This is a genomic window from Hydrogenophaga sp. (genome assembly GCF_011772445.1).
In the GTDB taxonomy this organism is placed as follows: Bacteria; Pseudomonadota; Gammaproteobacteria; order Burkholderiales; family Burkholderiaceae_C; genus Hydrogenophaga.
Genome location: NZ_WVZN01000028.1, coordinates 1,034 through 26,845, shown reverse-complemented (window position 1 = coordinate 26,845; position 25,812 = coordinate 1,034). Strand labels below are relative to the sequence as shown.

The window sequence follows — 25,812 nt, the reverse complement described above, 5'->3', positions numbered from 1 at the left end:
ATCACACCGCGTCGGTGTGCGCATCCCTGGAGGTCGCGCCAGTGGTCCCCAAGCGCTCGGTGGAAGAGCGCCTGCGTGTCTGCCTCACACCCGAGTACCGCCGCTCGCTCTACTACTTCGTCCTGCGCCGCGTGGGCAATCCCGATGAGGCCGAGGACATCGCGCAGCAAGCCCTGGTCGAGGCCGCCCACCACATCGACCGCTTCCGTGGAGAAGCAGAGGTGACCACCTGGGTGCACGGGATCGCGCTGAACCTCGCGCGCAATCACCTGTCCCGTTCGCCGCAGCGGCGCATGGTGTTCGAGTCCGACGAAGTGCTCGAGGCCAGCGAATCCCCCAACAGCGACCCTTGCGACCAGGCCATTCAGCGCCAGGCCCTGGTGCACCTGGGTGATGCCTTGCGTGGTTTGCCGGAGGGCTCTGTGCAGGCGTTGATGCTGGTGGCGGTCGACGGGTTGAGCTACGAAGAGGCCGCCACCGAACTCAGTGTGCCGATCGGCACGATCCGCAGCCGGGTGTCGCGCGCGCGGGCCGAGATCCGGCAGCGCCTGCAGAGCCATCTGCGCTGATGACCGGGTAGATCATGCAGATCGTCGACGGACTGTTGCGCATCAAGCGGATCCGGGAAAGCGCCCGCGAGCAGGACGTGCTGCGCGAGCGCCGCGCGCTCGATGCCGCCACCGAGGCGCTGGAGCGGGCCGTGGAACACCGGCGGCGTCGCGACGAGGCGCGTCAGACGCAGGAGCAGCAGATGGTGGCCAGGCTCTGCGCGGGTCCGGTCAAGGTGCGCGAGATCGAGTGGACGCGCGTGGACATCGACGGCCTGCGCCAGGAGGCGGACAAGGACCGGACCGAAGAAGAGGGTGTGCGCGCCCGCCGTGAGGAAGCCCGGGACGTGCTGCGCGCGGCGCAGCAGGTGCACCGGGCGGCCGTGCGCGCATCCGAGAAGTTCCAGTTGCTGGCCGACCGCGAGCGGGAGTCCCGTCTCGAGGCGATGGAGCGGCAGGCCGATCTCGAGCTGGAAGAGTTCCGTGTGCGCGCGCCCGAGTCCGAGCTGGAGGCGGCCGCGTGAGTGACAAGCCCCGCCAGGTGGACCTCGGCCCCATGTACCTGCCGCTGGGCCAGGAGCGCCAGCGCCCGGTCGCGCCCGCTGCCAAGGCGGTGCCGGTGGGTCGTCGCGAAGACGTCGACCGCTTCCGCGAACTGATGCAGCGCTCACCCGGGGCGCTTGCCTCGCCGGGCGGCGTGGCGCCGCTGTCCCTGCTGGCGCGTCGCGACGACAGCGACCCACCGCCCTGCGGGCGTGGCGAGCACCCGGGGCTCATCGACGCCATGGAACGGCTTTGGGTGAGCGAGGGCCTGCACGGCGAGCGCGAGGTGCGCATCGGTCTGCGCAACCGGATCCTGCCCGACACGGCCGTGCGCATGCGCACGCTTGAAGGGCATCTGCAGATCGACCTGTCGAGCCTGGATGGCCGCGGGGCGCGCCAACTGGCCGCCCAGCTTGAATCGCTGGCGCGCGAGTTGGGCTCGCGGCTCGACCGTCCGGTGGTGGCCACGGTCGAGCACGTGGACCACGGCCTTCTGCGCACCGCAAGCTGGTTCCCGGGGCAGTCATGAACTTCGCCACCGTGCTGTCCCGACCGGTGCGCTGGCCCACGGTCACGCGCGATGAGCTCAGTCATCGCAACGTCCTGTGCCGCCACCGCGAGCCCTGGACCATGACCTGGCTGGAGCGCGATTGGTGTTTCAGCTTGTCGCCGGCCACGAGCCTGCCGCCGGCGGTGCGGTACCTGCACATCGAGTGGGGTGGCGCGCAGGTGGTGGTGGGGCTGGACGAGGCCGTGATCCAGGCGATCACCGATGTCGCGCTGCCCGGCCAGTCGGTGCTGAGCTGGCCGCAGGACGTGGCCATGGCGGCCATCGAGTTCAGCGCGGAGCTGATGTCGGTCGCCATCGAGTCGGCGTCTCGCAAGAGCCTGCACTGCGCGGGCTGGAAGGCCGAACGACCCGCAGGTGCCGGTATGGAGCGCTACACCTGGCGTGCCGTGAGCGAGCAGACCTGCCTCGAGGGCGAGATCTGGCTCGACACGGTGGCCTGCCGCTACCTGGCCGCGCAACTGCGGGAGCACCCGGTCACCGGAGACCCCGCTGGCGCGCAAGCCTGGGACGACCTGCCGATCGTGATGCACCTCGTTGTCGGGTGGGTGGACGTGCCCGCGAGCCTGCTGCCCCAGATCGAGTGGCGCGACGTGCTCGTGCTCGACGAATGCCTGCTGCGCGATGACGGGCAGCAACTGCTCGTTCGCCTGGGGAGCCACCTGGGCCTGGCCTGCGCGATCGATGGCCCCGTGCTGCGGGTGCTGGAAGGAGTGAAGGAAATCATGTCCGAAGCCACCGTCTCCCTGGCCGCCTCCGGCGGCGTGCTCGACGACATTCCCGTTCGCCTCACGTTCGATGTGGGCGAACGGGAAATCTCCCTCGGCGATCTCAAGAGCATCCAGCCGGGCTACGTCTTCAACCTGGGCCGTGACCCGCGAAGCGTGGTGAGCATCCGCGCCAATGGTCGGCTCATCGGCGAAGGCGAACTGGTCGACATCGAGGGCCGCCTGGGCGTGTCGGTGCTGCGGTTCAAGCTCGAAGCGAACTGACACCATGGGCGATCCCATCCTCCTGATATTCGCGCTGGGGCTGCTGGCCCTGGTGCCGCTGGTGATCGCCACCTGCACGGCCTTCCTAAAGATCGCCATCGTGCTTTCGCTGGTGCGCAATGCCCTGGGCGTGCAGCAGGTGCCGCCCAACCTGGTGCTCTATGCGCTGGCCCTGGTGCTGACCGCCTTCATCATGGCGCCGATCGGCGCCGATCTCCTGCATGGCATCGAAAACCATCCCGGTGGCGTCAAGAACATCAGCGACATGGTCGCCGTGGTGCGCGAGGGCGTGGAGCCGCTGCGCCGCTTTCTGCTGAACAACAGCGCCGTCGAGCACCGGGACTTCTTCATCAGCCAGGCCCGGCGCATCTGGCCGCCCGAGATGTCCGCCGACGTCACGCAGCAGGACCTCGTCGTGCTGATGCCGGCGTTCGTCATCACCGAGCTCACCGCGGCATTCCAGATCGGCTTCCTGCTCTTCCTGCCGTTCGTGGTGATCGACCTCGTGATCTCCAACATCCTCATGGCGATGGGGATGATGATGGTCTCGCCCGTGACCATCTCGCTGCCGCTCAAGCTCTTCCTGTTCGTGATGGTCGATGGCTGGAGCCGGCTGATGCACGGCCTGGTGCTGACCTACAACCTCTGAAGCCCGCCATGGACGTCACGGACATCATTTCTCAGGTGGTCCACGGGCTCATGCTGACGCTGTGGCTGTCGCTGCCGCCCATCCTGGTGGCGTCCGTCGTCGGCACGCTGTTCAGTCTGGTGCAGGCGCTCACGCAGATCCAGGAACAGACGCTGTCGTTCGCGGTCAAGCTGATTGCTGTGGGTGTGACGCTGTTCCTCACGGCGCGATGGATCGGTGGCGAGATCTACAACTACACGATCGCGCTGTTCGACAGCTTTCCGCACATGGTCCGGTGATGGGATTCGACCTGTCCCAATGGCCTTTCCAGCACCTGGCGGCGCTGGCGTATTCCCTGCCGCGCATCGTGGGCGTGTTCCTGGTGCTGCCGCTGATGGGCAAGGAAACCATGCCCACCTTCCTGCGCATGGCACTGGCCTGCAGCCTGGCCATCTTCGTCATGCCGCTGCTGCTCGACCAGGTGCCCGTGTCGCGCAGCACGCCGGAGCAGATCCTGGTGGTGATGAAGGAAACCTTGCTGGGTTTCCTGCTGGGCTTCATCCTCTCGGTGCCGCTGTGGGCGGTGGAGGCCATGGGTGACATCGCCGACGTGCAGCGCGGCGCAGCCATCTCACAGACGCTCAACCCGATGACGGGTCACGACACCTCGCCGCTGGGCGAGCTGTTCAACATGGCCGTGATCACCTTCGTGCTGGTCATCGGCGGCTTCACCGCCATGATCGGCGTGCTCTTCGAAAGCTACCGGTTGTGGCCGGTCTTCGTCTGGTGGCCGCCGCTGGGGCACGACGCTGCCCTGGTGGCCCTTCGCATCCTCGATCACTACATGCTGCTGTCGGTGCTGCTGGCATCGCCGGTGATTCTGGTGATGTTCCTGGCGGAAACGGGCCTGGCGCTGCTCAGCCGGTTCGTGCCCCAGTTGCAGGTGTTCTTCCTGGCCATGCCGATCAAGAGTGCGCTGGCCATGCTGATGTTCGCCTTGTACGCCGTGGTGCTGTTCGACCATGCCGAGGGTGTGATACGCGAGACCACCGCGGGCTCTTTGTCGACCTTGAACGAGATGCTGCGGGGGATGCGCACACCATGAGCGAAAAAACCGAGCAGCCCACCGACCAGCGCTTGAGGCAGGCGCGCGAGGAAGGCAATGTCGCCAAGAGCAAGGACTTCACCGAGACCGTGCTCATGGGCGGGCTGCTGGTCTACACCCTGCTTGCCGGCCCGGACATCGTGCGCGCGATGACCGAGATCATGGTGATGCCCGGCCAACTGTATGGCATGCCGTTTCGCGATGCCTTGGCGCTTCTGGTGGTGGCCGTCATTGACAAGTCGATCGAGCTCCTGCTGCCCTTTGTCGGCCTTGTGCTGTTCCTGGGCATCGGGGTCGAGGCCCTGCAGACGGGCTTCAACGTGTCGTTCAAGGCCATGGCGCCGAAGGGTGAGCGCATTGATCCGATCAAGAACCTCAAGCAGATGTTCACCATGAAGAACCTGGTCGAGTTCTTCAAGTCGATGTTCAAGCTCGGGGTGCTGTCGGCGGTGGTCTACCTCATCATCTACGACGCGATCGAGCCGCTGAGCAAGATCCCGCTGGCTGGCATCGGCGCCGTGGGCCTGGCCTTCACCGACATGATGGTGCTGCTCACGACCTGGACGTTCCTCGCCTTCGCCACCATCGCGGTGCTCGACTTCCTCTGGCAGCGGTACCAGTACACCAAGAACCTGATGATGTCCATGGAGGAGGTCAAGCAGGAGTTCAAGCAGATGGAGGGCGACCCGCACGTCAAGGGTCATCGCAAGGAGTTCGCCAAGGAGTTGGTCTTCGGCGATGAAGAGAACGCCACGCGCGATGCTTCCGTGGTCGTCACCAATCCCACGCACCTCGCCATCGCCTTGTACTACGAGGAAGGCCAGACCCCCCTGCCGGTGGTGCTGGCCAAGGGAGAGGGCGGCGTGGCCGAGGCCATGAAACGCGTCGCCGAGGAAGAGGGCATTCCCATCATGCGCGACGTGCCCCTGGCGCGCGCGCTCATGAGCGAGGCCCAGGTCAATCAGTACATACCGAGCGAGCTCATCGAGCCCGTGGCCAACCTGCTGGTGACGCTGCGACGCATGGCCGAGGCAAGCAACGACGCACAGGCGCAGGAGTTCGACGATGGGCAATAGCAGTCGCCACGCCGGTTTGCAGGGCTACCTGCTCCGCGCCAAGCTGGAACCCGGCGCCGAGCGTGCCGACGGTGCGCTCGTCATCGTGTTCGACGGCAACCTGCGCGTGCTGATCCACCCCGCGGGGCGCGGTGATCTGGTGTTCGAGTCGCTGATCTGTGCGTTGCCGGCCTTGCGTTCGTCGGCCGATCGCTTGTTGGAGAGCGTCGCGCGCCACGCCACCGAGCGATCGCCGGCCGAGGCCGACTGCCTGTGCCTGCGGGGCGAACCCGAGCAACTGATGCTGCAGCAGCGCGTGGCCAGCGACGCGTCGTCCGACGAGTTCGAGGCGGGGCTCGGGAACTTCCTCAACGCGCTGACGCGCTGGCGCGCCCGCACCGGCGCGCTGTGACCGGCCGACGGAGATGTTCATGAAAACCCTGCTTCGTCACCGCTGGCTCGGCCCGCTGCTGTTCTGGGCCCTCGCCGGCGCGCTCTGCCTGGGCGTGGTGGACGTGCGGGCCAGCGAAACGCCTGCCACCAGCGCGCCCTGGCCCAACAGCGCCTTCAGCTACATCAACCGCAACCAGAGCCTGGAACAGGTTCTCAAGGACTTCACGACCACCTTCGGACTGCGCCTGCAGATCGAAGACGACCTATCGAGCGAGCCGATGCCCGCCAGCGGGCGCAGCCAGTCGGCCAGTCCGGGCGAGTTCCTCAATCAGCTCGGCGCGGCGCACGGCCTGAACTGGTACCACCACGCGGGTGTTCTGTACATCAGCCGCATCAGCTCGCGGGCCACGCAGAGCTTTTCCACGCGCGGCCTGCCGCCCGATACGCTCAAGCGCGTCGTGAACGACCTCGGCCTGTTCGACGAACGCTTTGGCTGGAGCGGCGTGCCCGAGCGCGGTGCGGTGTTCGTGTCGGGGCCCTCGTCCTACGTCGAGCGCATCGGGCGCGCGATCGAAGCCCTGCCGCAGCCGAGTTCCGATCAGCGCCTCATGGTCTACCGGCTGCGCCACGCCGCGGTGGACGACCGCACCCTGCGTTACCGGGACACCGTGGTCACCACGCCCGGCGTGGCCACGGTGTTGCGTGGCTTGGTGGGCCTGTCGGCCGATCGCATCGACACCGCGCCGGTGGTGGCGAACGACACGCGGATGGGCGAGCCGCGGGAGCTGCCCGAGCGTTCGCAGATCGCCGCCGCTGCCGCCTCGCAGCGCGGTGGCAAGCGCGGCGACAGCGGCGCTGCGGGCATCGCGCCCATGATCATTTCCGACGCGCGCCTGAACGCGATCATCATCAAGGACGCGCCGCAGAACGAACCGGTGTACCGGCAACTGATCGAGGCGCTGGACGTGCCGAACAGCCTCATCGAGATCGAGGCCATGATCCTTGACGTCAACTCGACCAGCCTGAAGGACCTCGGCATCGACTGGCGCGTCAGCGGCAGCAGCAGCCGCTCGCTGTCGTTCGGCGTGCCCGACCTCGCCCCCGACCGCAACACACTGGTGTACAGCGGCCTGGGCACCATCGCCGACGTGTTGGCGCGCATCCGCCTGCTCGAGTCGAAAGGCGCGGCGCGCATCGTCTCGCGTCCCTCGATCCTCACGCAGGACAACATGGGCGCGATGATCGATCTCTCGGATACGTTCTACATACAGACCGTGGGCGAGCGTGTGGCCGAGGTTCAGCCCATCACCGTGGGCATTTCCCTGCGCGTGGTGCCGCGCATCGTTGAGGACGAGAAGGGCCGCGCGATCCATCTCGTGATCGACATCGAGGACGGGTCCATCCAGGACGTTCAGGTGGGCACCCTCCCCACCGTGCGCCGCAGCACCATCGGCACCCAGGCCATGGTGCTGGAGAACCGATCGCTCGTGATCGGTGGCTTCAACGCCCAGCGCAACCTTCGGCAACGCGACCAGGTGCCTGTGTTGGGCGACGTTCCCGTGGTTGGCAACCTGTTCAGCAAGACGACGCGTCGCGAAGAGACCTATGAGCGGCTCTTCTTCATCACTCCGCGCGTGGTGCCCCTGCACCAGGCCGGACTCGACAGTACCCAGAAGGCACAGCCGTGATGACCGAGCATGAATCCCCTTCCGCTACCACCCATGCCCGTCCCGCCACGCCCCGCGCGGCGTGGCGCCATCCATTCCACCTTCACGGTCCGTGGTGGCTGGAGCCACTGGAGCAACGCCACGCGTCGGCACTGGCCGTGCAGTACCGCGACCCGGCTACCTCGGGCATGACCGGCTTGCCCCTGATCGGCGAAGGTCTCGACGCCACCGAGTGGATCCGGCTGCGCAACGAGGAAAGTCCCGCGACCTATGCCTTCATGCACGCGCGCTACGGCTTTGTCGGTTACGGGGACCTGTTTCTCCATCGCGACGAGGGCTACCTGTGCATGTGGATGGGCGAGGACTTCCGCGGCCGCGGCTGGGGCCGGGCGCTGGTGCAGCACCTGTGCGCGCTGGGCCAGCGGGGCGGCCTGTCGGTCATCTGGTCGTCGGCCTACCACGCCAACCTGCCCTCGCTGCGCGCCATGGCCGCGGCGGGCTTCCTCACCATGGACCTGCGCGCCCTGCCGCCCGACGAGGCGCGCGTGTTCGTCTACCGGCCGCTGCGGCCGTTCACCACCGAAGAAGCCCGCGCGGGCATGGTCGATTTCTGCGATCGCACCGAGACCGGCGTGCGCTTCGACGACGGCAGGTCCGTCGACTTCTCTTCCCTTCACCGCCCCGAGGAGGTCTCGCCATGAGCCAGCCCAAACTGAACACCAACCCCGTGCCCGGCGTGGGCACGGACGTCCCGCCCGCGCCCATGCAAGCGCCGGGCGGGGGCCACCCGCCCCCGGCCTCGCAAGATCAGGTGCTGTCGTGGGAGGCCGCCATGGGGCGGGCCGAGCAGGGCGCGGCGCCCTCGGGCATGCCGTGCTCCCCCGCCGAAGCCGCCGGTGCGACAGGCAACGAATGGTCGCCGATGAACCCGAATGGCGCGCCTGTGGCGGCGGGCGATGCGCCTGGTGCGCAGGGCGCTGCTGGCGCGCCGTCGGCACTGCCAGCGTCCGCGGCGGCCGACGTGCAGGCGCAGGCCCTGCCCGGCGCGGTGGGCCAGGGGGGCACGCACATGAGCCCCGAAGAACTGTTGCAGCGCCAATGGGACCGCATCGCCATGGGCCTGGAGCCGGGCGCGGCGGCACCGACTGGCGCCTTCGATGACGCCCTGTCGGGCGGCCTGGCCACCGGTGACGAGGGCCTGGCGGACGTCAACCTCGCCCAGCCAGTGACCCTGGCGCAGCCGATCGCGCTGGGCTGGCAGTCGCTGCCCGTGAGCGAGCGCCCGGTGACCGAGGGCATGACCGTCGACGAACTCGTGACCGAACGCCACGTGGAAGAAGAACGCCACGACGAGCGGGCGCACGAAGCCGGCGATGCGGTGGCGGCGGAGCAGGCGCGCCTGGCGGAGGTCAACACGCCCGAAACCCTGCCCGAACGCACGATCGAGTCGGTCTGATGAGCCGGGAGCCGCACATGGACGAAGAACAGAAGCCTCAACGCGACGCCAGGGAAGCCATTGCCCGGGGGCGCGCGCTGGTGCGGGACACGCGGCAACTGCTGGAACGCAGCCGCCACCTGTTCGCCGAGCTGGGCATCGACCCCGCCGAGGAGCACGCGGCTCTGTGGGCGCAAGGCGGCGACGAGGCGATCGCGCGGGTGCAGGTGGAGTACCAGGCCTTCATCGACGAGGTCGAGGCCGAGGTGCGGCGCACCCTGATGCACGCGCAGTCGCGCGGCAGCAGCCGGCAACTGCGCGTGCGACCCAACAAGGTGTGAGCGGGCGGCCATGTTGCCTCCGGAACCCTAGACCACCAAGCCGAGAGACGAAACCGGCGTGCGGATCAATCATCAATTCCCCGAAACCCCTTGCGAACCCCGCACGCCATGAGCCGGTCCCACCAGTCCCCCGCCACCGAGCAAGTCCTTGCCCAAGGGCGGGAACTGATCGAGCTGAGCCGCCGCGCCATCGCCATCGGACAGGCGCTGCAGGCCCAGGCGGGGCCGGCACCGCAGGCCAGCGACCCCGGCCTGGCCCGCGAGGCGCAGGCCCGCGCGGCCGCCATGCTGGACCGCGCCGAGGTGGCCACGCGCCAGCTCATGGGTCTCTCGCCGGCGGTGGTTCGGGCCAGTCGGCGTGCGCGCCGTCACTTCATCTGAGTTCGAAATGACACCCGTTTCCACTTCACTCGATTCACTCCAGGGGTTCATCCGCCAATTCGGCGTCGCCGATTCGGGCGATCCGCTGGCGATACTGCGCAGCCTCGGGATTCAGATCAACGAGGCCATGGCGGGCGCGGTCGAGACGCAAAAGACCGACCTGGAGGCCCGCCTCGCTGCCCTGAAGACGAAGGGTGAGCTGCTCGACCGCCTGGCGGCCGGCGAGCCGCTGGGCGACTTCATCGTCTGGCCGGTGGACGAGGCGAACGCCCTGCGCGCCGCCCTGGCCACCCCCACGAGCGACCCCCTCAGCCCCTTCGAGACCTTCGTGCGCTACCAGCGCGAGGTGATCGCCGCCGGCGGCGGCAGCACCACCACCGATCAGGGCACGACCATCGCCAGCCAGGCCGACTGGCTGAGCGATTACACGCGCTCGGTCAACGAGTTCGGGCAGGTCGTCTGGACCAAGGTCGGCGCCGGGGGCGGCACCCTGGGCGAGACCATCGTCTTCACCGAACTTGAAACGCTGGCGGGCGCGCCCGCCCCGCGGGTCAACGCCGCCCAGGGCGAGCTGGTGCTGGAGATGTCGCAACTGGTCCTGGGCGTCGCCGCCGAAACGCAGAAGCTGCGCTTCACTTTGAAGGAATGGCTGAGCGACGTGCGCATCGACGAGCGCTGGATGCAGTTCGGCCGTCGCACCGAAGCGCGGCGCAGCGACGCGCAGCTCGATACCCAGCGGCAGGAACTCCTGGCCCTGCTCGAGCGGTTGGACGAACTGGGCCACGAAAGCGTGGAGATGCCGCCGCCCTGGGTGGCCGAGTCGCACGCGCGGCGCGCGGCGCCGGCGTCCACCAACGGCGAACACGCCGAGGCACGCGAGGCGTATCCCCGAGAGGAACCCCGGCCCACGCGGGTGGGCCCGAGGGGCTGATCCACCAGGAGCGCGAGCATGGCCGAAGACGTCACCATCCCGGGCGGCAAGTACACGATCACGATCAAGGACGCCCTGTCCGAGGCGAACGATGACATCACGGGCGACAAGGCCAACATCATGAACATGGCCCTGGCGCGCGGCTGCTGGTTCCAGTGGGAATACAGCGTGCAGATCGAGCTGCACACGGGCGAAGTGGAGGACGATCTGGCCGAGCTGCAGGAGATGCGCGACCTGTACGCAGAGGTCGCGGATTGGACGCCGCAGATGTTGAACGCACCCGCGAACCTAGCCGACTCGCTCAATGCGCTGGTTCGCTGGGCCGCGGGCTCGGGGCTGATTAACCAGGCCACCGGGGCTACGATCAATGGGGTGGCCGGGGCGTTCGACTGGCCGCCCTATACGTACTGGACCTATGGCACGCTGCAGCTCCCTTTCGGAACCTGGGAGGAGCTTCAGACCACACCGTTCACACCGGGCAGCACCTTCATCGGGCAGAGTTCTGACGGCGTGTACTTCCGTATCAGCCCCACCGGTGCGCCGGTGCGCGTCGAGGCCGAGGACATCCAGCTCGTGTTCGACAACCCCATCGTGGCCAGCGATGCCGATATCGCCAAGGCCCGCCGCGAACTGGAAGCCGCGATCGAGTCGAAGACCCAGCGCAACCAGGAAAAGCAGGCCCAACTGCAGGACCTGACGGCCGCCCTGCAGCGCTGGTTCACCTTCACCACCAACGTGAACGAGCGCAAGAAGCGCGACGCCGACACCATTGCCGGCAACTTCCATTGACGCCCGCCGCCCTGTTCTGATCGGAGACGCATCATGGCCATCGGCGATATCAACACGGATGTTTACGCGGAAGCCGCGGCCCGCCTCGAAGGCTGGTCGACCCAGTTCGACGCCGTGGCCGACCCGCTGCGCCGCGCGGCGCGCGTCATGGCGGCCATGGCCCACGTCATGGCCAAGGTGCTGGAAACGCAGACCCTGGCGGTGACGCGCATCACCGACCGCATGGCCATCGTCAACGATGTGCTGGACACGGCGAACCGGGGCCTGACGCTGAACAAGGACACCGCCGACGACAACCCGATGCCCCTGTTCCGCTGGGTCCAGGGCTCCAAGGCGGAGATCGACCTGATCGCCAACGTGCTGCGCGCCGAGACGGATGTGCCGGAGTTCGTGAGCACCGATGTGAACGCGACGTACGGCGGCTGGTTCTGGGTGTTCGAGGACACCGACGGCGCTGATGCCGGCGAGTGGTACATCGTCACCAACCACCGCGACCTCACCGGCATCGCCGACTCCTTGCAGATCGCCCTGCAGAAGCTGGGCAGCACCCAGCAGAACGACCAGACGCGCATACAGACCGCGGTCGGCCGCTACAACGCCACCTTCGAACTGGTGTCCAGCCTCATCAAGAAGAGCGAGACCCAGGGCGACAGCGTGGGCAACAACCTGCGCGGCTGAAGGGACCTTGCGATGACACCGGAAGACCTCAAAGCCCTCATCCCCGCGGCCGGCGCGCTGATGGAGTTCTTCAGCCGGGGGCACACGCTGGCCATGGCCCTGGGCGTGTCGCGGCAAGCCCAGGAGCAGCTCTACCTGCTGGCCCACCGCCTCTATGGCCAGGCGAAGTACGGCGAAGCGGCGCACATCTTCGGCCAGCTCACCACCATCAACCACCTCGACCGCCGCTTCCCCCTGGGCGCTGGTGCCTGTGAGCACATGCAGCGGCACCACAACGACGCGGTGGCCTATTACGGCGTGGCCTTCATTCTGGATCTCACCGATCCCGTGCCCCCCATCTACATGGCGGAGAACCTGCTCGCCATGGGGGAGCGCGACAAGGCCCGCCAGATGCTGGACCACGGCCTGGTGCAGGCCCGGCACCACGAACGGCACCGGGCCCATGTGCCCCGCCTGGAAGCCCTGTTGGCGCTGCTGGACTCGTCCGGCGCGGCCGAAGCGGCTTCGCCCGCCCATTCCCCGTCCCCTTGAAGGAAGCAACGTGAACAGCACCTCCGTGGACCTGAAGCTCCATACCTTGCAGTCGAGCTTTGCCCCCGGGCAACAACCCATCACCCTGGAGGAAGCGAAAAAGCTGTTCGAAACGGCGGTGGTGGAAGGCGGCGTCTGGGCCGATGGGGAGCCGGTCCTCCTGCAAGTGGTGTCCGGCCAGCCGGGCCAGAGCTTCTCCATGAAGTTGGCGCCGCAGTTGACGCCTCCGTTCGAGGGCGAAGCCTTGTCGGTGGACGCCGCGATGGCCTTGCTGTCGCACCTGCAGACGACGCTCTTCCAGCTGAACCTCGTCTCCAACGCCATCCGGACCCAGATCGATGCGCTGACCCAGTCGATCAACCTGGAGCAGCAGCGGGACGACAACCTGGCGCAGATCGACGCCGAGATCGCGGCCAGGGCGGCGGGCCGGATGGCCGAGGCCGCCGATGGCGCCGCCATGGGCGGGGCTTTGCTGGGGGCGGGCATCGCCATTGCACTGGCCGCGATCTTCACCGGGGGGCTGGCGCTCGTCGTGGCGGCGGCAGCGGCGACGGTGGCGGTTCTGGAAGTGGGAAGCGCGATCGCCAAGGCCGCGGGGGCCAAGTCTCCCTTCAAAGGCCCCGACGGCCGGCAGAATGAGCTCAATTTCACCGTGGCGGGCCTGGTGCAGATGTCGATCGATGGCGACTACGACCGCGGCCGGATCGTCATCGCGGAACAGCGCCCTGATGGCAGCTGGCAAGACAAGAACGGCAACACGATCGCCGATCCCCGGGCGCTGGGGGTGATGGTGATGAGCCAGACGCAGTTCAACAATCACTACGCCTACACCGGCATGGCGCTGTCCCTGGCGCTGGGCGTGGGCATGATGATTGGCGGTTTCGCGGTGGCCAAGATGGCGGTGGACGCGGCGAAGTTCGCGGCGAACGTCACCAAGCTGAATTCCCTGCTGGGCACGACCATGTCGACGAGAACCGTGCAGCAGTTGGGCACGGCGGCGGAAGCCGGCACGGCCGTCGTCGAGGGCTCAACCAATGTGGTCAACGGGGCCACGCAGGTGAACCTCGCCGTGAAGCAGGAGATGCTGGAAAAGCTGAAAGCCGCGCTCGAACATTTGAAGTCCCAGATCGACTTCATGTCGCAGCACATGAACCTGATGCAGAAGCTCATCAGCGAGCAGGCGGAAAAACTCAACGAGTCGCAGATCTCGACCATCCGCAGTATTGGCGACTACTACCGCGGCCAGACGCAGATTGCCCACAACCTCACGCCAATGAGCTGAGGCTTGCATTCACCGGGCCCCGAAACCATTGAACCCATTCACCCCATCATCAAGGAAGCGCAACCATGGAGTTTTATCTGGACAGGTTCTACAACTACCAGGCGGGTGGGCAGAACTGGAACGTCGACTTCAACCGCTTGCCGGTGTCCGTGCAGAAGGAGGCCTTGGCCGCCCTTCAGACGCTGGGCAAGCCTGACAGCCTCGTCACGCTGGCGGGTCTGCAAACCCAGTTCCCCGCCGCCTTCACCAAGGTGTCCTCGGTGGGGACGCTGCCGGCGCCCGACCTGTCCCAGAGCATCAGCGCGATTCCCTTGCAGGCCTCGGTCGACACGCTGCTGGCGTTCATCTTCAACAAGACCATGGACATGGCCATTGAGGCCAGCGAGAGCGGGAGCAAGAACGCGGTCAACATGAACGTTGCGCAAGCCAATTTGTCGGACGAAAAATACAAGAAGCAAATGCTCGCGGCTTTGGAGAATTTGATAGGGGGTGTTCTGTCCGGAACCGTTTCCATGGCGGCTGGTGTGGGGAGTTTGAAAACGGGCGGGGACGCCGCCACGGACAGCCTGAAGCACAACAAGATGTTGAAGGATGTGAGCGCTGCCAAGCGAAACACCGACGACTACAAGAACACCATGGAGCGCAACGTCAAGGGCTTGGAGGACCGCGCGCAGCTGAACCGCGAAACCGCCGGCGACCTGGACAAGTACGCCAACGAAATCAATTCTCCGAAGGGCCTGAGCGACGACAGTCGGAAAAAGGTCGACGCCGACATCAAGGATAAGGAAGAGCAACTCCTGGATTGCTCGAAAGAACGGGAGCGCTACGACAGCGCGATTCTCGATGCAGAGACCAAGCTCAAGGACGGCAAGCTGAGCGCGGCCGCCAAGGCGAAGGTCCAGGAGGAGCTGGACGGCTTGAAGAGCCGACGGGACAGCTTCAGGGCCGACATGGACGCGCAAGAGGTCCGCCTGGATTCGGACATCAAGGCGCTGAAATCCGTCCAGGGCATGGACGACAACGCGAAGCAACTCAAGGCGAAGACGGACAGGCTGGAGGAGTTGCAGCAACTGGGCGTGCGCACCCCGGCCGAAGACAAGGAAATGCAGCAGCTGCAAACGGACATTCCGAAGCACGTTCAGAAGCTCTCGGACGGCCGTGTGGACATCCAAGTGCGGATCGACAAGCTCAAGAGCGAAGCCACCGAACTGAGCAAGAACGCCAGCGCCTTGCAAAAAAGCGTCCAGGACGAATTGGCGTCGCGGCAAAAGGTCCATGCCGAGAACGAGCATGACGTGATGCAAGTGATTGACCAGACAAAGAACGAGGTCACCTCAAAGAGCGCGAGCTGGCAGATCCTGGGGGGCACGAATCAGATATTTGGTGCCGGCCCGCAAATGCTCGCTCAGGAGGACACCGCGCAAGGCGAACACATCGAGGGCCTGAGGCAGTTCCTGGGCACGTCCGCCGATGTGGACAAGGACTTTGCTCGTGCGCTGCAGGAGACAGCCGACGACACGAGGAGTGGCCTGAAGGACATGGAGCAACAGCAGAACGATCTGACGAAGGCCATTGCGGGGAACATGGCATGAGTGCCGCCAGCGCCCCTCGATCGCTGCTGTTGCCCGACGTGCCCGGCCTGGCCGAGCGCTTCCAGGCCGCTGGCGTGCTGGAGTTGTTGAGCCAGGAGGGCGCGGAAAGCGCCTACGCGCAAGCCTATTACCTCACCCAGCAGCGCCAGTACCTGCCGGCCAGCCGCCTGTTCGCGCTGTTGAGCGTGTTCCGGCCGTACGAGTTGCGTGTGTGGCAAGGCCTGGCCTTGTGCGCGCGGGAGTTGAAAGCCTACGACGACGCGGTGCGGGCGCTGAAGCGGTACCTCGAACTGGCGCCGCAGGCCCATGAATTCTCTTTCGCCGTGGCCGATTGCCTGTGCCTCAACGGCCAGCGCGACCAGGCGATCGACTGGTTGGAGTCGCTGGCGGCGACAGCCAGGAAGCAGGGCGCACAGGACCTGTTCGACCGCGCCCGCCACGTCATCGCCCGACTGCAAGGAGCAGCACATGCACAACCCCAGCACTGACCCGGCTTCCGCCGAGCAACTGCGCGAACTCGCCCGCATCGGTTTCCTGGCCGTGCACGTGGGCGAGCCCGCCGCGGCGCGCGCCATCTTCACCTCGCTCATGGTGCTGCGGCCCGACAGCGTCCTGCCGCACATCGGCCGCGCCATGGCCGAGCAGGCCGCGGGGCGCATGGAAGAAGCCGTGCGCTGGCTGCGCGACGAAGGCCTGCGCCAGCACCCCGACGACCCCGAGCTCATGGCCTTTCTGGGCCTGGCGCTGGTGCAGGCGGGTTGGCCCTCGCAGGCCACCGCCCTGTTGCGTCGCGTGGCGCAGCTCGGCCCCGAGGCGGGCGCGCACGTGCGGATGGCGCGCGAACTGCTGGAGCGCGCCGCGCCCGGCGCGCCGCTGCCGCCGTTTGCACCCACCCTGCACTGACCACGGAGGCGGCCATGGCTGGCGATGTGATCAACCTGGTGGCGCAGGCCACCACCTCCCCGGCCTGGGTGGACACGCCTGTGCTGCGCGAGGTGCCCGAGTCCGAGGCGGCGCGCTTCACCGATGTGCTGCAGGCGCTCCAGGCGCCCCAGGCGCCGCTGGATGCGCCCCTCGCCGCACCCGTGGCGGGCAGCGAGCCCGGGCACCTGGGCGACGCCATCCTGCGCTCCATGGAAAACGCCGGCCGCGAGTACTTGGCCAAGACGCAGGAGATCCACGCGGCGCTGACCGAGCGCGGCCAGGAGATCAGCACCACCACCCTGCTGCGTCTGCAGGTGCAACTCACCGACGCTTCGATGTTCGTGGACCTGCTGGGCAAGGCCGTGTCCAAGGCCACGCAGCACGTTGATCAACTCACCAAGCTGCAGTGACGCCATGACCAAGCGATTGCGTTTCTGGGCCGCGATGGCCTGTGTGGTCTTGCTGGCGGCGTGCGGCCAGCACGTGGCCCTGTTCAACAACATGAGCGAGCGCGACGCCAACGAGGTGCTGGCCGCGCTCGATCGCGCCGGCATTGGCGCGGAGAAGCAGCCGGGCAAGGATGGCGCGGTGAACCTGATGGTGGCCCAGACCGACGTGGCGCGCGCGGTGGCGCACCTGGACCGCGAAGGCCTGCCGCGCGAACGCCGCGCTAGCATGGGTGACGTGTTCCGCAAGGAAGGCCTGATTTCTTCGCCGCTCGAAGAGCGCGCGCGCTACCTGTGGGCTTTGTCGCAGGAGCTGTCGGAAACGCTGGCGCAGATCGACGGCGTGCTCACGGCGCGTGTGCACGTGGTGTTGCCCGAGCGCAGCACGGGTGGCGAGCCGGGCCTGCCTTCCTCGGCGGCGGTGTTCGTGAAGCACCGGCGCGAGGTGGACCTGCAGCCCAATCTTCCCGAACTCAAACGCCTGGTGTCCAGCAGCATTCCCGGCCTGTCGGTGGAAAAAGTCAATGTGGTGCTGATGCCGGCTGCGTCTGCCCCGGTAGATGAGTCGGCGGCCAAGGCGTCCAAGGAGGCCGCCGAAGCTCAGGCGCAGGACGAGGCTGCACTGCGGCAGCAGCGGCATCTCGGCATCTGGGGTGCGGTGGCGGCGATGGCCTTGCTCCTGCTGGCCGCGGCCGCGTGGTGGTTGCGGCGCTGGTGGCGCGCGCAGGCGCCTGTTTCCGCCGCGCTGCCGGCGGCGCCGGTGTCGCCGGTGAATCTGCCCGCCATCGCCAGCGAGTGACGGCATGGGCCTGGCCTCTCCCCTGACTCGCTGGCCCGCATCGCGTGGTCTGCTGTCGGTGGTTGCCCGCTTCGATGCCTCGCCTGCGGAGTACATGCGCGGCGACCAGATCGATGCCTTGTTCGGATCGGCTGTGACCGAGCGCCTGTGGCACAGCGAGCGTGCCCGCCGCCACCTGAGCCGCGCGGTGCGCCGTCAATTGAACGAGAACACCGACTGCCTCGACCTCGATCGGCCGGAGTGGCGCCTGGCTCTGTTGCCTGTGGCGCGTCTGGACCGCCTGGCCAGCCACGTGGCCAGCCTGGTGGTGGCCGCAGAGGTGCGGCGTGCCTTGTCTCGTGAGGAGGTGCGCCTGTGGCGCGATTGGCTCGAGCCCGAGGCCTACGAGTTTGCCCAGACAGTGACGGGTTTGATGCCGGTGCTCGCGCCCTTGCCCGAGCCGCAGGCGTGGCGGCGTTTCACGGCCGCCGAGGTGGGCTGGTGCTGGATGGTCGCGGCCGCCGATGCGTGGCCCGGTCCGATCCGTTCGCGCTTCGTGCTCAAACAGCTCGCCCTGCCCGACGGCTGCGTGTGTCCTATGGACGACGCCAGTGCCCGGCGTGTGGTGCAGGCGGTGTTGTCGATTGTGGAGAGCCGGTGGTGTTCATCATTCGCGACGCAGACGAACTGAGCCGCCCTGATGCGGCGACCAAGCTCATCAAGGCCAGGGACTTCTGGGTCTTCAAGGACGCCGAGCGCGCGCTGGCCGATGCGCAAGAGCAGAAGGAGCGCATCCTGCTGGCGGCCCGGGACGCCTACGAAGCCGAGCGCGAGCGCGGCTACGCCGATGGCAACGAGACCGCGCGCCTGCAGCAGAGCGGCCGGATGATGGAGATCGTCAACCAGACCGTTGGCTACTTCACCCGGCTCGAGGCCGACATGGTCGAGCTGGTGCTCGAGGCCGTGCGCAAGGTCGTCAGCGATTTCGACGACCGCCAGCGGCTCACCACGGTGGTGAAGAACTGCCTGGAGCTGCTGCGCGGGCAGAAGCAGCTCAGCCTGAACGTGCATCCCTCGCAGGTGACATTTCTGCGCGGCCAGATCGATGCCCTGCGCGAGCTTTACCCCAGCGTCGCGCACATCGACGTGCATCCCGACGCGCGCCTGGCAATCGATGCCTGTCTGGTGGAGTCGGACATCGGTGTGGTGGAGGCCAGTCTGTCGGGCCAGGTTGAGATCCTCAAGGCCGCGTTGAGTGCGGCGATCGCGCCGGCAAGCCTGGATGAGTCGAGCGATGCAGAGCCGCAGGCCGGGCCCGACCCCGCCCTGCCGCCCGATCTTGCCCCGCCATCGTTGTACGACGACGCGCCATGACGACCGAAGCCCGCCTGTCCTCACTCAACCCGCCCGAACGGCTGGACCAGATCGCGCGCCTGCTGCGTGGTGCGGTGGCACAGACCACGACCGTCAAGGTGCGTGGGCGCGTCATCCAGGTGGTGGGCACCATCGTGAAGGCCGTCGTGCCATCGGTGAAGGTGGGCGAGGTCTGCCTGCTGCGCAATCCGCACTCGGGCCAAGAGACGCCGGCCGAGGTGGTGGGCTTCGCCAAGGGCGTGGCCTTGCTGGTGCCTTCTACCAGCACGCAGGGCATCTCCGGCGAGACCGAAGTCATCCCCACGGGGCGTGAGCAGATGACCCCGGTTGGGCCCGCCCTGCTGGGGCGTGTGCTCGATGGCCTGGGCCAGCCCATGGATCTGGCCACCCGCGGGCCGCTGCTCACGTCGAGGCAATACCCGGTCTATGCCCCCGCGCCCGACCCGCTCACGCGGCGCATCATCAGCACGCCGCTGCCACTGGGTGTTCGCGCACTCGATGGCTTGCTGACCTGTGGCGAAGGCCAGCGCATGGGCATCTTTGCGGCGGCGGGTGGCGGCAAATCAACGCTGATGGGCATGCTCGTGAAAGGCGCGGCAGTCGACGTGACGGTCGTCGCGCTGATCGGTGAGCGCGGTCGTGAGGTGCGCGAGTTCCTGGAGCGCGAGCTGGGGCCCGAAGGCATGGCGAAGGCTGTCGTGGTCTGCGCCACCTCGGACAAGTCGTCCATGGAGCGCGCCCGCGCCGCGTACGTGGCCACGGCCATTGCCGAGTTCTTTCGCGATCAGGGGCAGCGGGTGCTGTTTCTCATGGATTCGGTGACCCGATTCGCGCGTGCACAGCGTGAAATCGGTCTGGCGGCCGGGGAACCGCCCACGCGGCGCGGCTTCCCGCCAAGCGTGTTCGCCACCCTGCCGCAGCTCATGGAGCGAGTCGGCACGAACGACAGAGGCTCCATCACGGCGCTGTACACGGTGCTGGTCGAGGGGGACGATATGACCGAGCCTGTGGCGGACGAAACCCGGTCCATTCTGGACGGGCACATCGTGCTATCGCGCAAGCTCGCCGCCGCCAATCACTACCCCGCCATCGACGTGCTTGCATCGGCCTCGCGAGTCATGGGCGCGTTGATCTCGCCTGAGCACAGGGCGGCAGCCGGCCGCGTCCGCGAACTGCTCGCCAAATACGACGAGATCGAACTCCTGCTCAAGGTGGGTGAGTACAAAAAGGGTTCGGACCGCATCGCCGACCTGGCGATCGAACGCCGCGAGGCCATCATGGCCTTTTTGCGGCAGCCTACGCACGAACTGTCCGGTTTCGACGCCGCGATCAAGCAACTGCGCGCATTGGCGGCCTGATCCGCTCCGGGCGTTTTCGCCCTTCCCCATCATGCTTGCTTGGCCCTACGCTTGGGCCGTTTGGCCGCTCCCGCCGGGGCTTCGCTTGACCGGCCGGTCAGGTCATGTGTTTGATGCATGGAGTGTCAAATCTGACAGGGGTTCGGATTGCAAAAGCGAGATGTTGCGCTATACTTTAGGCGGGTGCCGCAAGGTACTCCCCGCTTTTCCTCCCTGAGCGGGTGCCTTAGTGTGTGACAGCAAAAAGGCTTCCCAACCCGGCCATTGGCCGGGTTTTTTTTGTTCTTCTGACATTTGCTGCGACCGCGAGGCTGTGCTGCCTCAGTGTGTTTCCCCAAGGGTCTTGGGGAGCCATGGCAACTACACTGCCTCCATGCTCTGGGTCAAAGCCTTCCACATCGTGTTCGTGGCCAGTTGGTTCGCCGGCCTTTTCTATCTTCCTCGCATCTTCGTCAATCTGTCCATGGTGCCTCCCGAGAGCGTGGCTGAGCGGGCGCGATTGCTTCTGATGGCGCGCAAGCTGCTGCGATTCACCAGTTTGTTGGCGGTTCCAGCGCTGGCTCTGGGGCTGTGGCTGTGGCTGGGTTATGGGATCGGGCGCGGGCCTGGCAATGGCTGGATGCATGCCAAGCTGGCCATCGTGGTGTTGATTCTCGGTTATCACCACGCGTGCGGGGTGCTGCTGCGCCGCTTCGAAAGCGGGGCGCGTCAGCGCGACCACGTCTGGTACCGCTGGTTCAACGAGGTGCCGGTTCTGTTGCTGGTCGCAGCCGTGGTGCTGGTGGTGGTCAAGCCGTTCTGAGCGCCCGATGGCGATGGGCTCGCGGACCTCGGCTTGGCCTCTGGCGGTGCTGTATGCGGGGTTGATCGCCTATGCCAGCCTCTATCCCTTCACGGGCTGGCGCGTTCAGGGCGTGGAGCCGTGGTCATGGATCTGGGCACCTTGGCCGCAGTACTGGACCGGTTTTGACATGTGGTCCAACTTCGTGGGCTATATGCCGTTGGGGGGGCTGTTGGCGGTGGCCGCCCTTCGGCTGGGGTGGCACCGAGGGGCGTTCTGGTGGGGTGCCGCTGCCGCGCTGGCATTGTCGGCCTCTGTGGAGAGTCTTCAGACCTTTTTGCCTGGCCGCGTGCCTTCGAATGTGGATTTCGGCCTGAACTCGCTCGGTGGGGCGTTGGGCGCGGGCTTGATGGTCGTGCTGGATCGGTGGGGAATCTTGGCGCGGTGGAGCCGCTTTCGAGATCAATGGTTTGCACCTGGCGCGCACGGAGGCTTGGTGCTGCTGGCGTTGTGGCCCCTGGCGTTGCTGTACCCGGCCTCGGTGCCTTTCGGGCTGGGGCAGGTTGCCGATCGCCTGATGGCGGCTTTGGCCGATTGGTTGTGGGACACGCCTTTTGTCGTTTGGCTGCCCGTGCGCTCGGAGCCAGCTGTCCCGTTGAGTCTTCTGACGCAGTCCTTCTGCATCGCCCTGAGTCTGTTGGCGCCGTTGCTCATGGCCTTTGGCGACATGCGTGCCTGGTGGCGACGAATGGCTTTTCTTCCCTTCTTCTTCGGCGGCGCCATGTTGGCGGCCGGACTATCGTCCGCGCTCACCCATGGGCCATCGCACGCCTGGGCCTGGCTCAGTCCGGCAACCCTGGTTGGCATGGGTGCGGCGCTGGCGGCCGCGCTGCTGTGTCTGCCCTTGCCGCGGCGGGTCTGCCACGCGGTGATGCTGTTGTGTCTGGGGGTGACGCTCGCGCTGCTGAACCGCGCGCCCGAGGTGCCCTATCTGGTTCAGTCGCTCGAGGTCTGGGAGCAGGGGCGCTTCATCCGCTTTCATGGCCTCTCACAGTGGTTGGGGTGGTTGTGGCCCTTTGCGGCCATCCTGTTCGGTTTGCGCGCTGTGGCCCGCTCACCCGCAAGGACTGAGGCTGCCGCCTAGAATCCCGCCATGTCCAGCGGTGCATCCCTTCCCCCGGCGTCCTACTATCAGCGGCATATCTTTTTCTGCCTCAATCAACGCGAGGGCGGTGAAGCCTGCTGCGCGGATCACAAGGCCGAAGATGCGTTCGCTCGGTGCAAGTCACGCGCCAAGGCGCTGGGCTTGTTGGGGCCCGGTGGTGTGCGCGTCAATCGCGCGGGCTGCCTCGATCGTTGTGCGGGTGGGCCGATCGCGGTCGTGTACCCGGAGGCCGTCTGGTATAGCTATGTTGATCAACACGACATCGATGAGATCGTCGAATCGCACCTGCGCGATGGGGTGGTCGTCGAGCGGCTGTTGACGCCGCCCGGCGTGGGGCGCTGAGGTGAACGCGCAAACCGAATCGCGCCTGATCAATGGGCCGGCCGGCGCCATCGAACTCGCCATCGACCGACCGGATGGCGCGACCAGCGCAACCGCCATCATCGCGCATCCGCACCCCTTGCACGGCGGCGCGCTTACCAACAAGGTGGTGCAGACCTTGGCCCGAGCGGCCGTGCTCGCTGGCATGGTGGCGGTGCGCTTCAACTTCCGCGGGGTGGGGCGCAGTGGCGGGCAGTACGACGAAGGCCGCGGCGAGGAGGATGACCTGATGGCCGTGGTGCAGTCCGAGGCGCCTTCGGGCCCACTCGCCGTGGCCGGCTTTTCGTTCGGCTCCTATGTCGCTTGCCGGGCCTTGCAGCGCCTTCATCCCGCTCGGGACGTCCGTCACGTGGTGCTGGTGGGCACCGCGGCGAGCCGCTTTGTTGTGCCGCCGATTGCCAAGGAACTTCAGGCGCGGGCGCTGGTCGTTCACGGCGAGCTCGACGACACCGTGCCGCTGAGTGCGGTCATGGACTGGGCGCGTCCTCAGTCCCTGCCTGTGCTGGTGGTGCCAGGAGGAGGCCACTTCTTCCACGGCCAACTGCCTTTGCTGCGCGAGCAGGTGTGGCGCCACTGGCGGCATTGAGCCGTGGTGACGCCGTTCTTCATTTAGGAATTTGAGTTGATGACCCGTTTCCGTTCCCTGATCGCCGGCCTTGCGCTGTCGCTGACCGTGCTGGCGCCGGCCGCGGCCCAGATTCCCCAGCCGCCTGAAATCGCCGCTCGCGCCTACCTGCTGCTGGACGTGACGACGGGCCAGGTTCTGGCCAGCAAGGACCCCGACGCCTCCGTCGAGCCCGCTTCGCTGACCAAGCTGATGTCGGCCTATCTGGTGTTCGATGCCTTGCGCGCCGGCAAGATCACGCTCACGCAGACCTTTGGTGTGAGCGAGCGTGCCTGGAAGACCCCCGGTTCGCGCATGTTCATCGAGCCGCGCATGCAGGTGCCGGTGGAGGACCTCATCAAGGGCATGATCGTGCAGTCCGGCAATGACGCGACCGTGGCCCTGGCCGAGGGGGTGGCGGGCTCGGTCGACCGGTTCGTGGAGCTCATGAACCAACAGGCAAAGGCCCTGGGCATGACGGCCACCGGCTATCGCAACCCGGAAGGCCTGACCGCGCCGGGACACGTCACTACCGCGCGCGACCTCGCCACGCTCTCCACGCGGTTGATCAATGATTTCCCGCAGTACGTCGGCTACTACTCCATTCAGCGGTATCGCTACCCGGGGACGCCCGCCACCAACGACACGAACCGCAACCTGCTGCTGTTCCGAGATCCCACCGTCGATGGACTGAAGACCGGCCACACCGACGCGGCAGGCTATTGCCTCGTGGCCACGGCGCGCAGACCTGTACCCGGCTTGGGCGACGGGCCCGCCGGCCAGCGCCGCTTGTTGTCGGTCATGCTGGGTACCTCAAGTGAAAACGCCCGGGCGGCCGAATCGCAGAAGCTGTTGAACTGGGGTTACACGGCCTTCGACACCGTGCGCCTGTTGGCGGCCAACCAGCCGGCGGCCGAGCCGCGCATCTGGAAAGGCAAGTCCGACACTGTCAAGCTCGGACGCGCCGAGGGGGTGATCGTTTCCGTCCCGGCGGGCGAAGGGGCGAAGCTGAAATCCGAGGTCGTGCGGCCCGATCCGCTTGTCGCCCCTCTCCAGAAGGGGCAGGGGGTGGGCACGCTGCGTGTAACCACCGCTTCGGGACAGCCCGTGGTCGAGGTGCCGCTGACGGTGCTGGAGACGGTGGAGGAGGCCGGGATTTTTGGCCGGGCCTGGGACGCGATCCGTCTCTGGATTCAGTGATCCATCCGGGCGGGTGGGGCGCCCCGGTTGGCGCTGCCAGCCCGCCAGTGCTACACTAGTAGGCTTTTCGGAATTTTCCGAGAAGCTTTGCCGTTTTCAAACGTTTAGGGACGTTTTCAATGCCAACCATCAACCAGCTCGTGCGCCACGGCCGGGAGGTCGAAAAGACCAAATCCAAGAGCCCGGCCATGGAAAACTCGCCGCAGCGTCGCGGCGTGTGCACCCGCGTGTACACCACGACGCCGAAGAAGCCGAACTCGGCGCTTCGCAAGGTCGCCAAAGTCCGCCTGACCAACGGTTTCGAAGTCATCTCCTACATCGGCGGTGAAGGCCACAACCTGCAGGAGCACAGCGTCGTGCTGGTGCGCGGCGGTCGTGTGAAAGACCTTCCAGGCGTGCGCTACCACATCGTGCGCGGTTCGCTGGATCTGCAGGGTGTGAAGGACCGCAAGCAGGCGCGCTCCAAGTACGGCGCCAAGCGTCCCAAGAAGGCCTGATCGGCCGTCAGTCGGTGCCGCCCGGTTTTGACGAGCCGGATCGGCGTAGTGACCTTGAACAAAGGTCGAGTAAGTGCAGGTCCCAATGGGTCTGCGGGGTGTCTGGATCAGAAGGACGTCCGGACATCAACTGAAGCAAGAGGTGAATCATGCCCCGTCGTCGCGAAGTCCCTAAACGTGAAATCCTGCCGGATCCCAAGTTCGGCAACGTCGAGCTTTCCAAGTTTATGAACGTGATCATGGAAGGCGGCAAGAAGGCTGTGGCCGAGCGCATCATCTATGGCGCGCTCGAGCAAATCGAGAAAAAGACCGGCAAGGATCCGGTCGAGATCTTCTCCACCGCCATCAACAACGTCAAACCCATGGTGGAGGTCAAGAGCCGCCGCGTGGGTGGCGCCAACTACCAGGTGCCGGTCGAAGTGCGTCCGGTGCGCCGTCTGGCGCTGTCGATGCGCTGGATCAAGGAAGCCGCGCGCAAGCGCAGCGAGAAGTCGATGGCGATGCGCCTGGCCAACGAGTTGGTCGAGGCCACCGAAGGCCGCGGCGGCGCGATGAAGCGCCGCGACGAGGTGCATCGCATGGCAGAAGCCAACAAGGCCTTCAGCCACTTCCGCTTCTGATCCAGGTCAGTCCCCTTCGATCAACCTGAACCGAGAGCCCGCAATCCCCATCCGGGGTGGCGGGCTCGAACCTTTCCGGAGTATTTCCATGTCCCGCACCACGCCCCTCGAGCGCTACCGCAACATCGGCATCTTCGCGCACATCGACGCCGGCAAGACCACGACCACCGAGCGCATCCTGTTCTACACCGGCGTGACCCACAAGATCGGTGAAGTGCACGACGG

35 protein-coding genes are annotated in these 25,812 nt (G+C 66.6%); all 35 read left to right on the top strand.

The window, feature by feature from the left end; all coding sequences use genetic code 11:
* Positions 1–569 (top strand): RNA polymerase sigma factor (locus GTO19_RS13295; protein ID WP_291021370.1); only part of this gene is annotated, 569 nt, incomplete at its 5' end.
* Positions 570–583: 14 nt separating this feature from the next.
* Entirely contained in the window at positions 584–1,072 is a 489-nt protein-coding gene (locus GTO19_RS13290) for a YscO family type III secretion system apparatus protein (RefSeq protein WP_291021369.1), read from the top strand.
* Entirely contained in the window at positions 1,069–1,620 is a 552-nt protein-coding gene (locus GTO19_RS13285) for a hypothetical protein (protein WP_291021368.1), read from the top strand. Before GTO19_RS13290 ends, GTO19_RS13285 begins: the two co-directional genes overlap by 4 nt.
* Complete coding sequence (gene sctQ / locus GTO19_RS13280) at positions 1,617–2,651, top strand: type III secretion system cytoplasmic ring protein SctQ (protein WP_291021367.1); 1,035 nt, start codon at positions 1,617–1,619, stop codon at positions 2,649–2,651. Before GTO19_RS13285 ends, sctQ begins: the two co-directional genes overlap by 4 nt.
* A gap of 4 nt (positions 2,652–2,655) precedes the next feature.
* Positions 2,656–3,300 carry a type III secretion system export apparatus subunit SctR gene (gene sctR / locus GTO19_RS13275; protein ID WP_291021366.1) on the top strand — a complete coding sequence of 215 codons (645 nt, stop codon included), beginning with the start codon at positions 2,656–2,658 and terminating at the stop codon, positions 3,298–3,300.
* Positions 3,301–3,308: 8 nt separating this feature from the next.
* Positions 3,309–3,578 (top strand): type III secretion system export apparatus subunit SctS, encoded by a 270-nt coding sequence (gene sctS / locus GTO19_RS13270; protein ID WP_291021365.1) that lies wholly within the window; start codon positions 3,309–3,311, stop codon positions 3,576–3,578.
* The gene (gene sctT, locus GTO19_RS13265; RefSeq protein WP_291021364.1) at positions 3,578–4,384 is read left to right on the top strand and encodes a type III secretion system export apparatus subunit SctT; all 807 of its coding nucleotides are present in this window, start codon (positions 3,578–3,580) and stop codon (positions 4,382–4,384) included. The genes sctS and sctT overlap by 1 nt, the downstream gene beginning before the upstream one ends.
* A complete protein-coding gene (gene sctU / locus GTO19_RS13260) occupies positions 4,381–5,460 on the top strand; it encodes a type III secretion system export apparatus subunit SctU (protein ID WP_291021363.1) in 1,080 nt (359 codons plus the stop codon). Before sctT ends, sctU begins: the two co-directional genes overlap by 4 nt.
* Positions 5,450–5,851: a CesT family type III secretion system chaperone gene (locus tag GTO19_RS13255; protein WP_291021362.1), complete on the top strand. Its 402-nt coding sequence runs from the start codon at positions 5,450–5,452 to the stop codon at positions 5,849–5,851. Before sctU ends, GTO19_RS13255 begins: the two co-directional genes overlap by 11 nt.
* A gap of 19 nt (positions 5,852–5,870) precedes the next feature.
* Positions 5,871–7,520 carry a type III secretion system outer membrane ring subunit SctC gene (gene sctC, locus GTO19_RS13250; protein ID WP_291021361.1) on the top strand — a complete coding sequence of 550 codons (1,650 nt, stop codon included), beginning with the start codon at positions 5,871–5,873 and terminating at the stop codon, positions 7,518–7,520.
* On the top strand, positions 7,520–8,200 hold the full coding sequence (locus GTO19_RS13245; RefSeq protein WP_291021360.1) for a GNAT family N-acetyltransferase: 681 nt from the start codon (positions 7,520–7,522) through the stop codon (positions 8,198–8,200). Before sctC ends, GTO19_RS13245 begins: the two co-directional genes overlap by 1 nt.
* Positions 8,197–8,955 (top strand): hypothetical protein, encoded by a 759-nt coding sequence (locus tag GTO19_RS13240; protein ID WP_291021359.1) that lies wholly within the window; start codon positions 8,197–8,199, stop codon positions 8,953–8,955. The genes GTO19_RS13245 and GTO19_RS13240 overlap by 4 nt, the downstream gene beginning before the upstream one ends.
* A 17-nt stretch (positions 8,956–8,972) precedes the next feature.
* Entirely contained in the window at positions 8,973–9,275 is a 303-nt protein-coding gene (locus GTO19_RS13235; protein ID WP_291021358.1) for a hypothetical protein, read from the top strand.
* A 108-nt stretch (positions 9,276–9,383) separates the two neighbouring features.
* On the top strand, positions 9,384–9,656 hold the full coding sequence (locus GTO19_RS13230; RefSeq protein ID WP_291021357.1) for a hypothetical protein: 273 nt from the start codon (positions 9,384–9,386) through the stop codon (positions 9,654–9,656).
* 7 nt (positions 9,657–9,663) lie between these two features.
* Positions 9,664–10,587: a hypothetical protein gene (locus GTO19_RS13225; protein WP_291021356.1), complete on the top strand. Its 924-nt coding sequence runs from the start codon at positions 9,664–9,666 to the stop codon at positions 10,585–10,587.
* Positions 10,588–10,605: 18 nt separating this feature from the next.
* Positions 10,606–11,376, top strand: coding sequence for a hypothetical protein (locus GTO19_RS13220; protein ID WP_291021355.1), 771 nt, complete (start codon positions 10,606–10,608; stop codon positions 11,374–11,376).
* Between the two features lie 33 nt (positions 11,377–11,409).
* A complete protein-coding gene (locus GTO19_RS13215; protein WP_291021354.1) occupies positions 11,410–12,054 on the top strand; it encodes a hypothetical protein in 645 nt (214 codons plus the stop codon).
* 12 nt (positions 12,055–12,066) lie between these two features.
* Positions 12,067–12,585 carry a hypothetical protein gene (locus GTO19_RS13210; protein WP_291021353.1) on the top strand — a complete coding sequence of 173 codons (519 nt, stop codon included), beginning with the start codon at positions 12,067–12,069 and terminating at the stop codon, positions 12,583–12,585.
* Positions 12,586–12,595: 10 nt separating this feature from the next.
* Complete coding sequence (locus GTO19_RS13205) at positions 12,596–13,867, top strand: hypothetical protein (RefSeq protein ID WP_291021352.1); 1,272 nt, start codon at positions 12,596–12,598, stop codon at positions 13,865–13,867.
* 65 nt (positions 13,868–13,932) lie between these two features.
* Positions 13,933–15,459 carry a hypothetical protein gene (locus tag GTO19_RS13200; protein ID WP_291021351.1) on the top strand — a complete coding sequence of 509 codons (1,527 nt, stop codon included), beginning with the start codon at positions 13,933–13,935 and terminating at the stop codon, positions 15,457–15,459.
* Positions 15,456–15,947 carry a tetratricopeptide repeat protein gene (locus GTO19_RS13195; protein ID WP_291021350.1) on the top strand — a complete coding sequence of 164 codons (492 nt, stop codon included), beginning with the start codon at positions 15,456–15,458 and terminating at the stop codon, positions 15,945–15,947. The genes GTO19_RS13200 and GTO19_RS13195 overlap by 4 nt, the downstream gene beginning before the upstream one ends.
* Entirely contained in the window at positions 15,928–16,362 is a 435-nt protein-coding gene (locus tag GTO19_RS13190) for a hypothetical protein (RefSeq protein ID WP_291021349.1), read from the top strand. The genes GTO19_RS13195 and GTO19_RS13190 overlap by 20 nt, the downstream gene beginning before the upstream one ends.
* Before the next feature lie 14 nt (positions 16,363–16,376).
* Positions 16,377–16,793, top strand: coding sequence for an EscI/YscI/HrpB family type III secretion system inner rod protein (locus GTO19_RS13185; RefSeq protein WP_291021348.1), 417 nt, complete (start codon positions 16,377–16,379; stop codon positions 16,791–16,793).
* Positions 16,794–16,797: 4 nt separating this feature from the next.
* The gene (gene sctJ / locus GTO19_RS13180) at positions 16,798–17,628 is read left to right on the top strand and encodes a type III secretion system inner membrane ring lipoprotein SctJ (RefSeq protein ID WP_291021347.1); all 831 of its coding nucleotides are present in this window, start codon (positions 16,798–16,800) and stop codon (positions 17,626–17,628) included.
* Positions 17,629–17,632: 4 nt separating this feature from the next.
* A complete protein-coding gene (locus GTO19_RS13175) occupies positions 17,633–18,298 on the top strand; it encodes a hypothetical protein (RefSeq protein ID WP_291021346.1) in 666 nt (221 codons plus the stop codon).
* Positions 18,268–18,981: an HrpE/YscL family type III secretion apparatus protein gene (locus GTO19_RS13170; RefSeq protein WP_291021345.1), complete on the top strand. Its 714-nt coding sequence runs from the start codon at positions 18,268–18,270 to the stop codon at positions 18,979–18,981. The genes GTO19_RS13175 and GTO19_RS13170 overlap by 31 nt, the downstream gene beginning before the upstream one ends.
* Complete coding sequence (gene sctN / locus GTO19_RS13165; RefSeq protein ID WP_291021344.1) at positions 18,978–20,339, top strand: type III secretion system ATPase SctN; 1,362 nt, start codon at positions 18,978–18,980, stop codon at positions 20,337–20,339. Before GTO19_RS13170 ends, sctN begins: the two co-directional genes overlap by 4 nt.
* A gap of 373 nt (positions 20,340–20,712) precedes the next feature.
* The gene (locus GTO19_RS13160; RefSeq protein ID WP_291021343.1) at positions 20,713–21,141 is read left to right on the top strand and encodes a CopD family protein; all 429 of its coding nucleotides are present in this window, start codon (positions 20,713–20,715) and stop codon (positions 21,139–21,141) included.
* A 7-nt stretch (positions 21,142–21,148) separates the two neighbouring features.
* A complete protein-coding gene (locus GTO19_RS13155; protein WP_291021342.1) occupies positions 21,149–22,264 on the top strand; it encodes a VanZ family protein in 1,116 nt (371 codons plus the stop codon).
* Between the two features lie 9 nt (positions 22,265–22,273).
* Positions 22,274–22,627, top strand: a complete 354-nt coding sequence (locus tag GTO19_RS13150) for a (2Fe-2S) ferredoxin domain-containing protein (RefSeq protein ID WP_291021341.1) — start codon at positions 22,274–22,276, stop codon at positions 22,625–22,627.
* Position 22,628: 1 nt separating this feature from the next.
* Positions 22,629–23,252, top strand: a complete 624-nt coding sequence (locus GTO19_RS13145) for an alpha/beta hydrolase (RefSeq protein ID WP_291021340.1) — start codon at positions 22,629–22,631, stop codon at positions 23,250–23,252.
* A gap of 39 nt (positions 23,253–23,291) precedes the next feature.
* Positions 23,292–24,470, top strand: a complete 1,179-nt coding sequence (locus tag GTO19_RS13140; protein WP_291021339.1) for a D-alanyl-D-alanine carboxypeptidase family protein — start codon at positions 23,292–23,294, stop codon at positions 24,468–24,470.
* Positions 24,471–24,589: 119 nt separating this feature from the next.
* Positions 24,590–24,967 (top strand): 30S ribosomal protein S12, encoded by a 378-nt coding sequence (gene rpsL, locus GTO19_RS13135; RefSeq protein ID WP_009516237.1) that lies wholly within the window; start codon positions 24,590–24,592, stop codon positions 24,965–24,967.
* 149 nt (positions 24,968–25,116) lie between these two features.
* Positions 25,117–25,587, top strand: a complete 471-nt coding sequence (rpsG, locus tag GTO19_RS13130; RefSeq protein WP_009516238.1) for a 30S ribosomal protein S7 — start codon at positions 25,117–25,119, stop codon at positions 25,585–25,587.
* An 88-nt stretch (positions 25,588–25,675) separates the two neighbouring features.
* Positions 25,676–25,812: GTP-binding protein (locus GTO19_RS13125; protein ID WP_291021372.1), on the top strand; the 137-nt coding region annotated here is incomplete at its 3' end.

What these genes read in the sequence shown, in the direction of transcription:
- GTO19_RS13290 (WP_291021369.1), top strand. Translation starts at nt 584, where the DNA reads ATGCAGATCGTCGACGGACTGTTGCGCATCAAGCGGATCCGGGAAAGC.
- sctQ (WP_291021367.1), top strand. Translation starts at nt 1,617, where the DNA reads ATGAACTTCGCCACCGTGCTGTCCCGACCGGTGCGCTGGCCCACGGTC.
- sctR (WP_291021366.1), top strand. Translation starts at nt 2,656, where the DNA reads ATGGGCGATCCCATCCTCCTGATATTCGCGCTGGGGCTGCTGGCCCTG.
- sctS (WP_291021365.1), top strand. Translation starts at nt 3,309, where the DNA reads ATGGACGTCACGGACATCATTTCTCAGGTGGTCCACGGGCTCATGCTG.
- sctT (WP_291021364.1), top strand. Translation starts at nt 3,578, where the DNA reads ATGGGATTCGACCTGTCCCAATGGCCTTTCCAGCACCTGGCGGCGCTG.
- sctU (WP_291021363.1), top strand. Translation starts at nt 4,381, where the DNA reads ATGAGCGAAAAAACCGAGCAGCCCACCGACCAGCGCTTGAGGCAGGCG.
- GTO19_RS13255 (WP_291021362.1), top strand. Translation starts at nt 5,450, where the DNA reads ATGGGCAATAGCAGTCGCCACGCCGGTTTGCAGGGCTACCTGCTCCGC.
- sctC (WP_291021361.1), top strand. Translation starts at nt 5,871, where the DNA reads ATGAAAACCCTGCTTCGTCACCGCTGGCTCGGCCCGCTGCTGTTCTGG.
- GTO19_RS13245 (WP_291021360.1), top strand. Translation starts at nt 7,520, where the DNA reads ATGACCGAGCATGAATCCCCTTCCGCTACCACCCATGCCCGTCCCGCC.
- GTO19_RS13240 (WP_291021359.1), top strand. Translation starts at nt 8,197, where the DNA reads ATGAGCCAGCCCAAACTGAACACCAACCCCGTGCCCGGCGTGGGCACG.
- GTO19_RS13235 (WP_291021358.1), top strand. Translation starts at nt 8,973, where the DNA reads ATGGACGAAGAACAGAAGCCTCAACGCGACGCCAGGGAAGCCATTGCC.
- GTO19_RS13230 (WP_291021357.1), top strand. Translation starts at nt 9,384, where the DNA reads ATGAGCCGGTCCCACCAGTCCCCCGCCACCGAGCAAGTCCTTGCCCAA.
- GTO19_RS13225 (WP_291021356.1), top strand. Translation starts at nt 9,664, where the DNA reads ATGACACCCGTTTCCACTTCACTCGATTCACTCCAGGGGTTCATCCGC.
- GTO19_RS13220 (WP_291021355.1), top strand. Translation starts at nt 10,606, where the DNA reads ATGGCCGAAGACGTCACCATCCCGGGCGGCAAGTACACGATCACGATC.
- GTO19_RS13215 (WP_291021354.1), top strand. Translation starts at nt 11,410, where the DNA reads ATGGCCATCGGCGATATCAACACGGATGTTTACGCGGAAGCCGCGGCC.
- GTO19_RS13210 (WP_291021353.1), top strand. Translation starts at nt 12,067, where the DNA reads ATGACACCGGAAGACCTCAAAGCCCTCATCCCCGCGGCCGGCGCGCTG.
- GTO19_RS13200 (WP_291021351.1), top strand. Translation starts at nt 13,933, where the DNA reads ATGGAGTTTTATCTGGACAGGTTCTACAACTACCAGGCGGGTGGGCAG.
- GTO19_RS13195 (WP_291021350.1), top strand. Translation starts at nt 15,456, where the DNA reads ATGAGTGCCGCCAGCGCCCCTCGATCGCTGCTGTTGCCCGACGTGCCC.
- GTO19_RS13190 (WP_291021349.1), top strand. Translation starts at nt 15,928, where the DNA reads ATGCACAACCCCAGCACTGACCCGGCTTCCGCCGAGCAACTGCGCGAA.
- GTO19_RS13185 (WP_291021348.1), top strand. Translation starts at nt 16,377, where the DNA reads ATGGCTGGCGATGTGATCAACCTGGTGGCGCAGGCCACCACCTCCCCG.
- sctJ (WP_291021347.1), top strand. Translation starts at nt 16,798, where the DNA reads ATGACCAAGCGATTGCGTTTCTGGGCCGCGATGGCCTGTGTGGTCTTG.
- GTO19_RS13175 (WP_291021346.1), top strand. Translation starts at nt 17,633, where the DNA reads ATGGGCCTGGCCTCTCCCCTGACTCGCTGGCCCGCATCGCGTGGTCTG.
- sctN (WP_291021344.1), top strand. Translation starts at nt 18,978, where the DNA reads ATGACGACCGAAGCCCGCCTGTCCTCACTCAACCCGCCCGAACGGCTG.
- GTO19_RS13160 (WP_291021343.1), top strand. Translation starts at nt 20,713, where the DNA reads ATGCTCTGGGTCAAAGCCTTCCACATCGTGTTCGTGGCCAGTTGGTTC.
- GTO19_RS13155 (WP_291021342.1), top strand. Translation starts at nt 21,149, where the DNA reads ATGGCGATGGGCTCGCGGACCTCGGCTTGGCCTCTGGCGGTGCTGTAT.
- GTO19_RS13150 (WP_291021341.1), top strand. Translation starts at nt 22,274, where the DNA reads ATGTCCAGCGGTGCATCCCTTCCCCCGGCGTCCTACTATCAGCGGCAT.
- GTO19_RS13140 (WP_291021339.1), top strand. Translation starts at nt 23,292, where the DNA reads ATGACCCGTTTCCGTTCCCTGATCGCCGGCCTTGCGCTGTCGCTGACC.
- rpsL (WP_009516237.1), top strand. Translation starts at nt 24,590, where the DNA reads ATGCCAACCATCAACCAGCTCGTGCGCCACGGCCGGGAGGTCGAAAAG.
- rpsG (WP_009516238.1), top strand. Translation starts at nt 25,117, where the DNA reads ATGCCCCGTCGTCGCGAAGTCCCTAAACGTGAAATCCTGCCGGATCCC.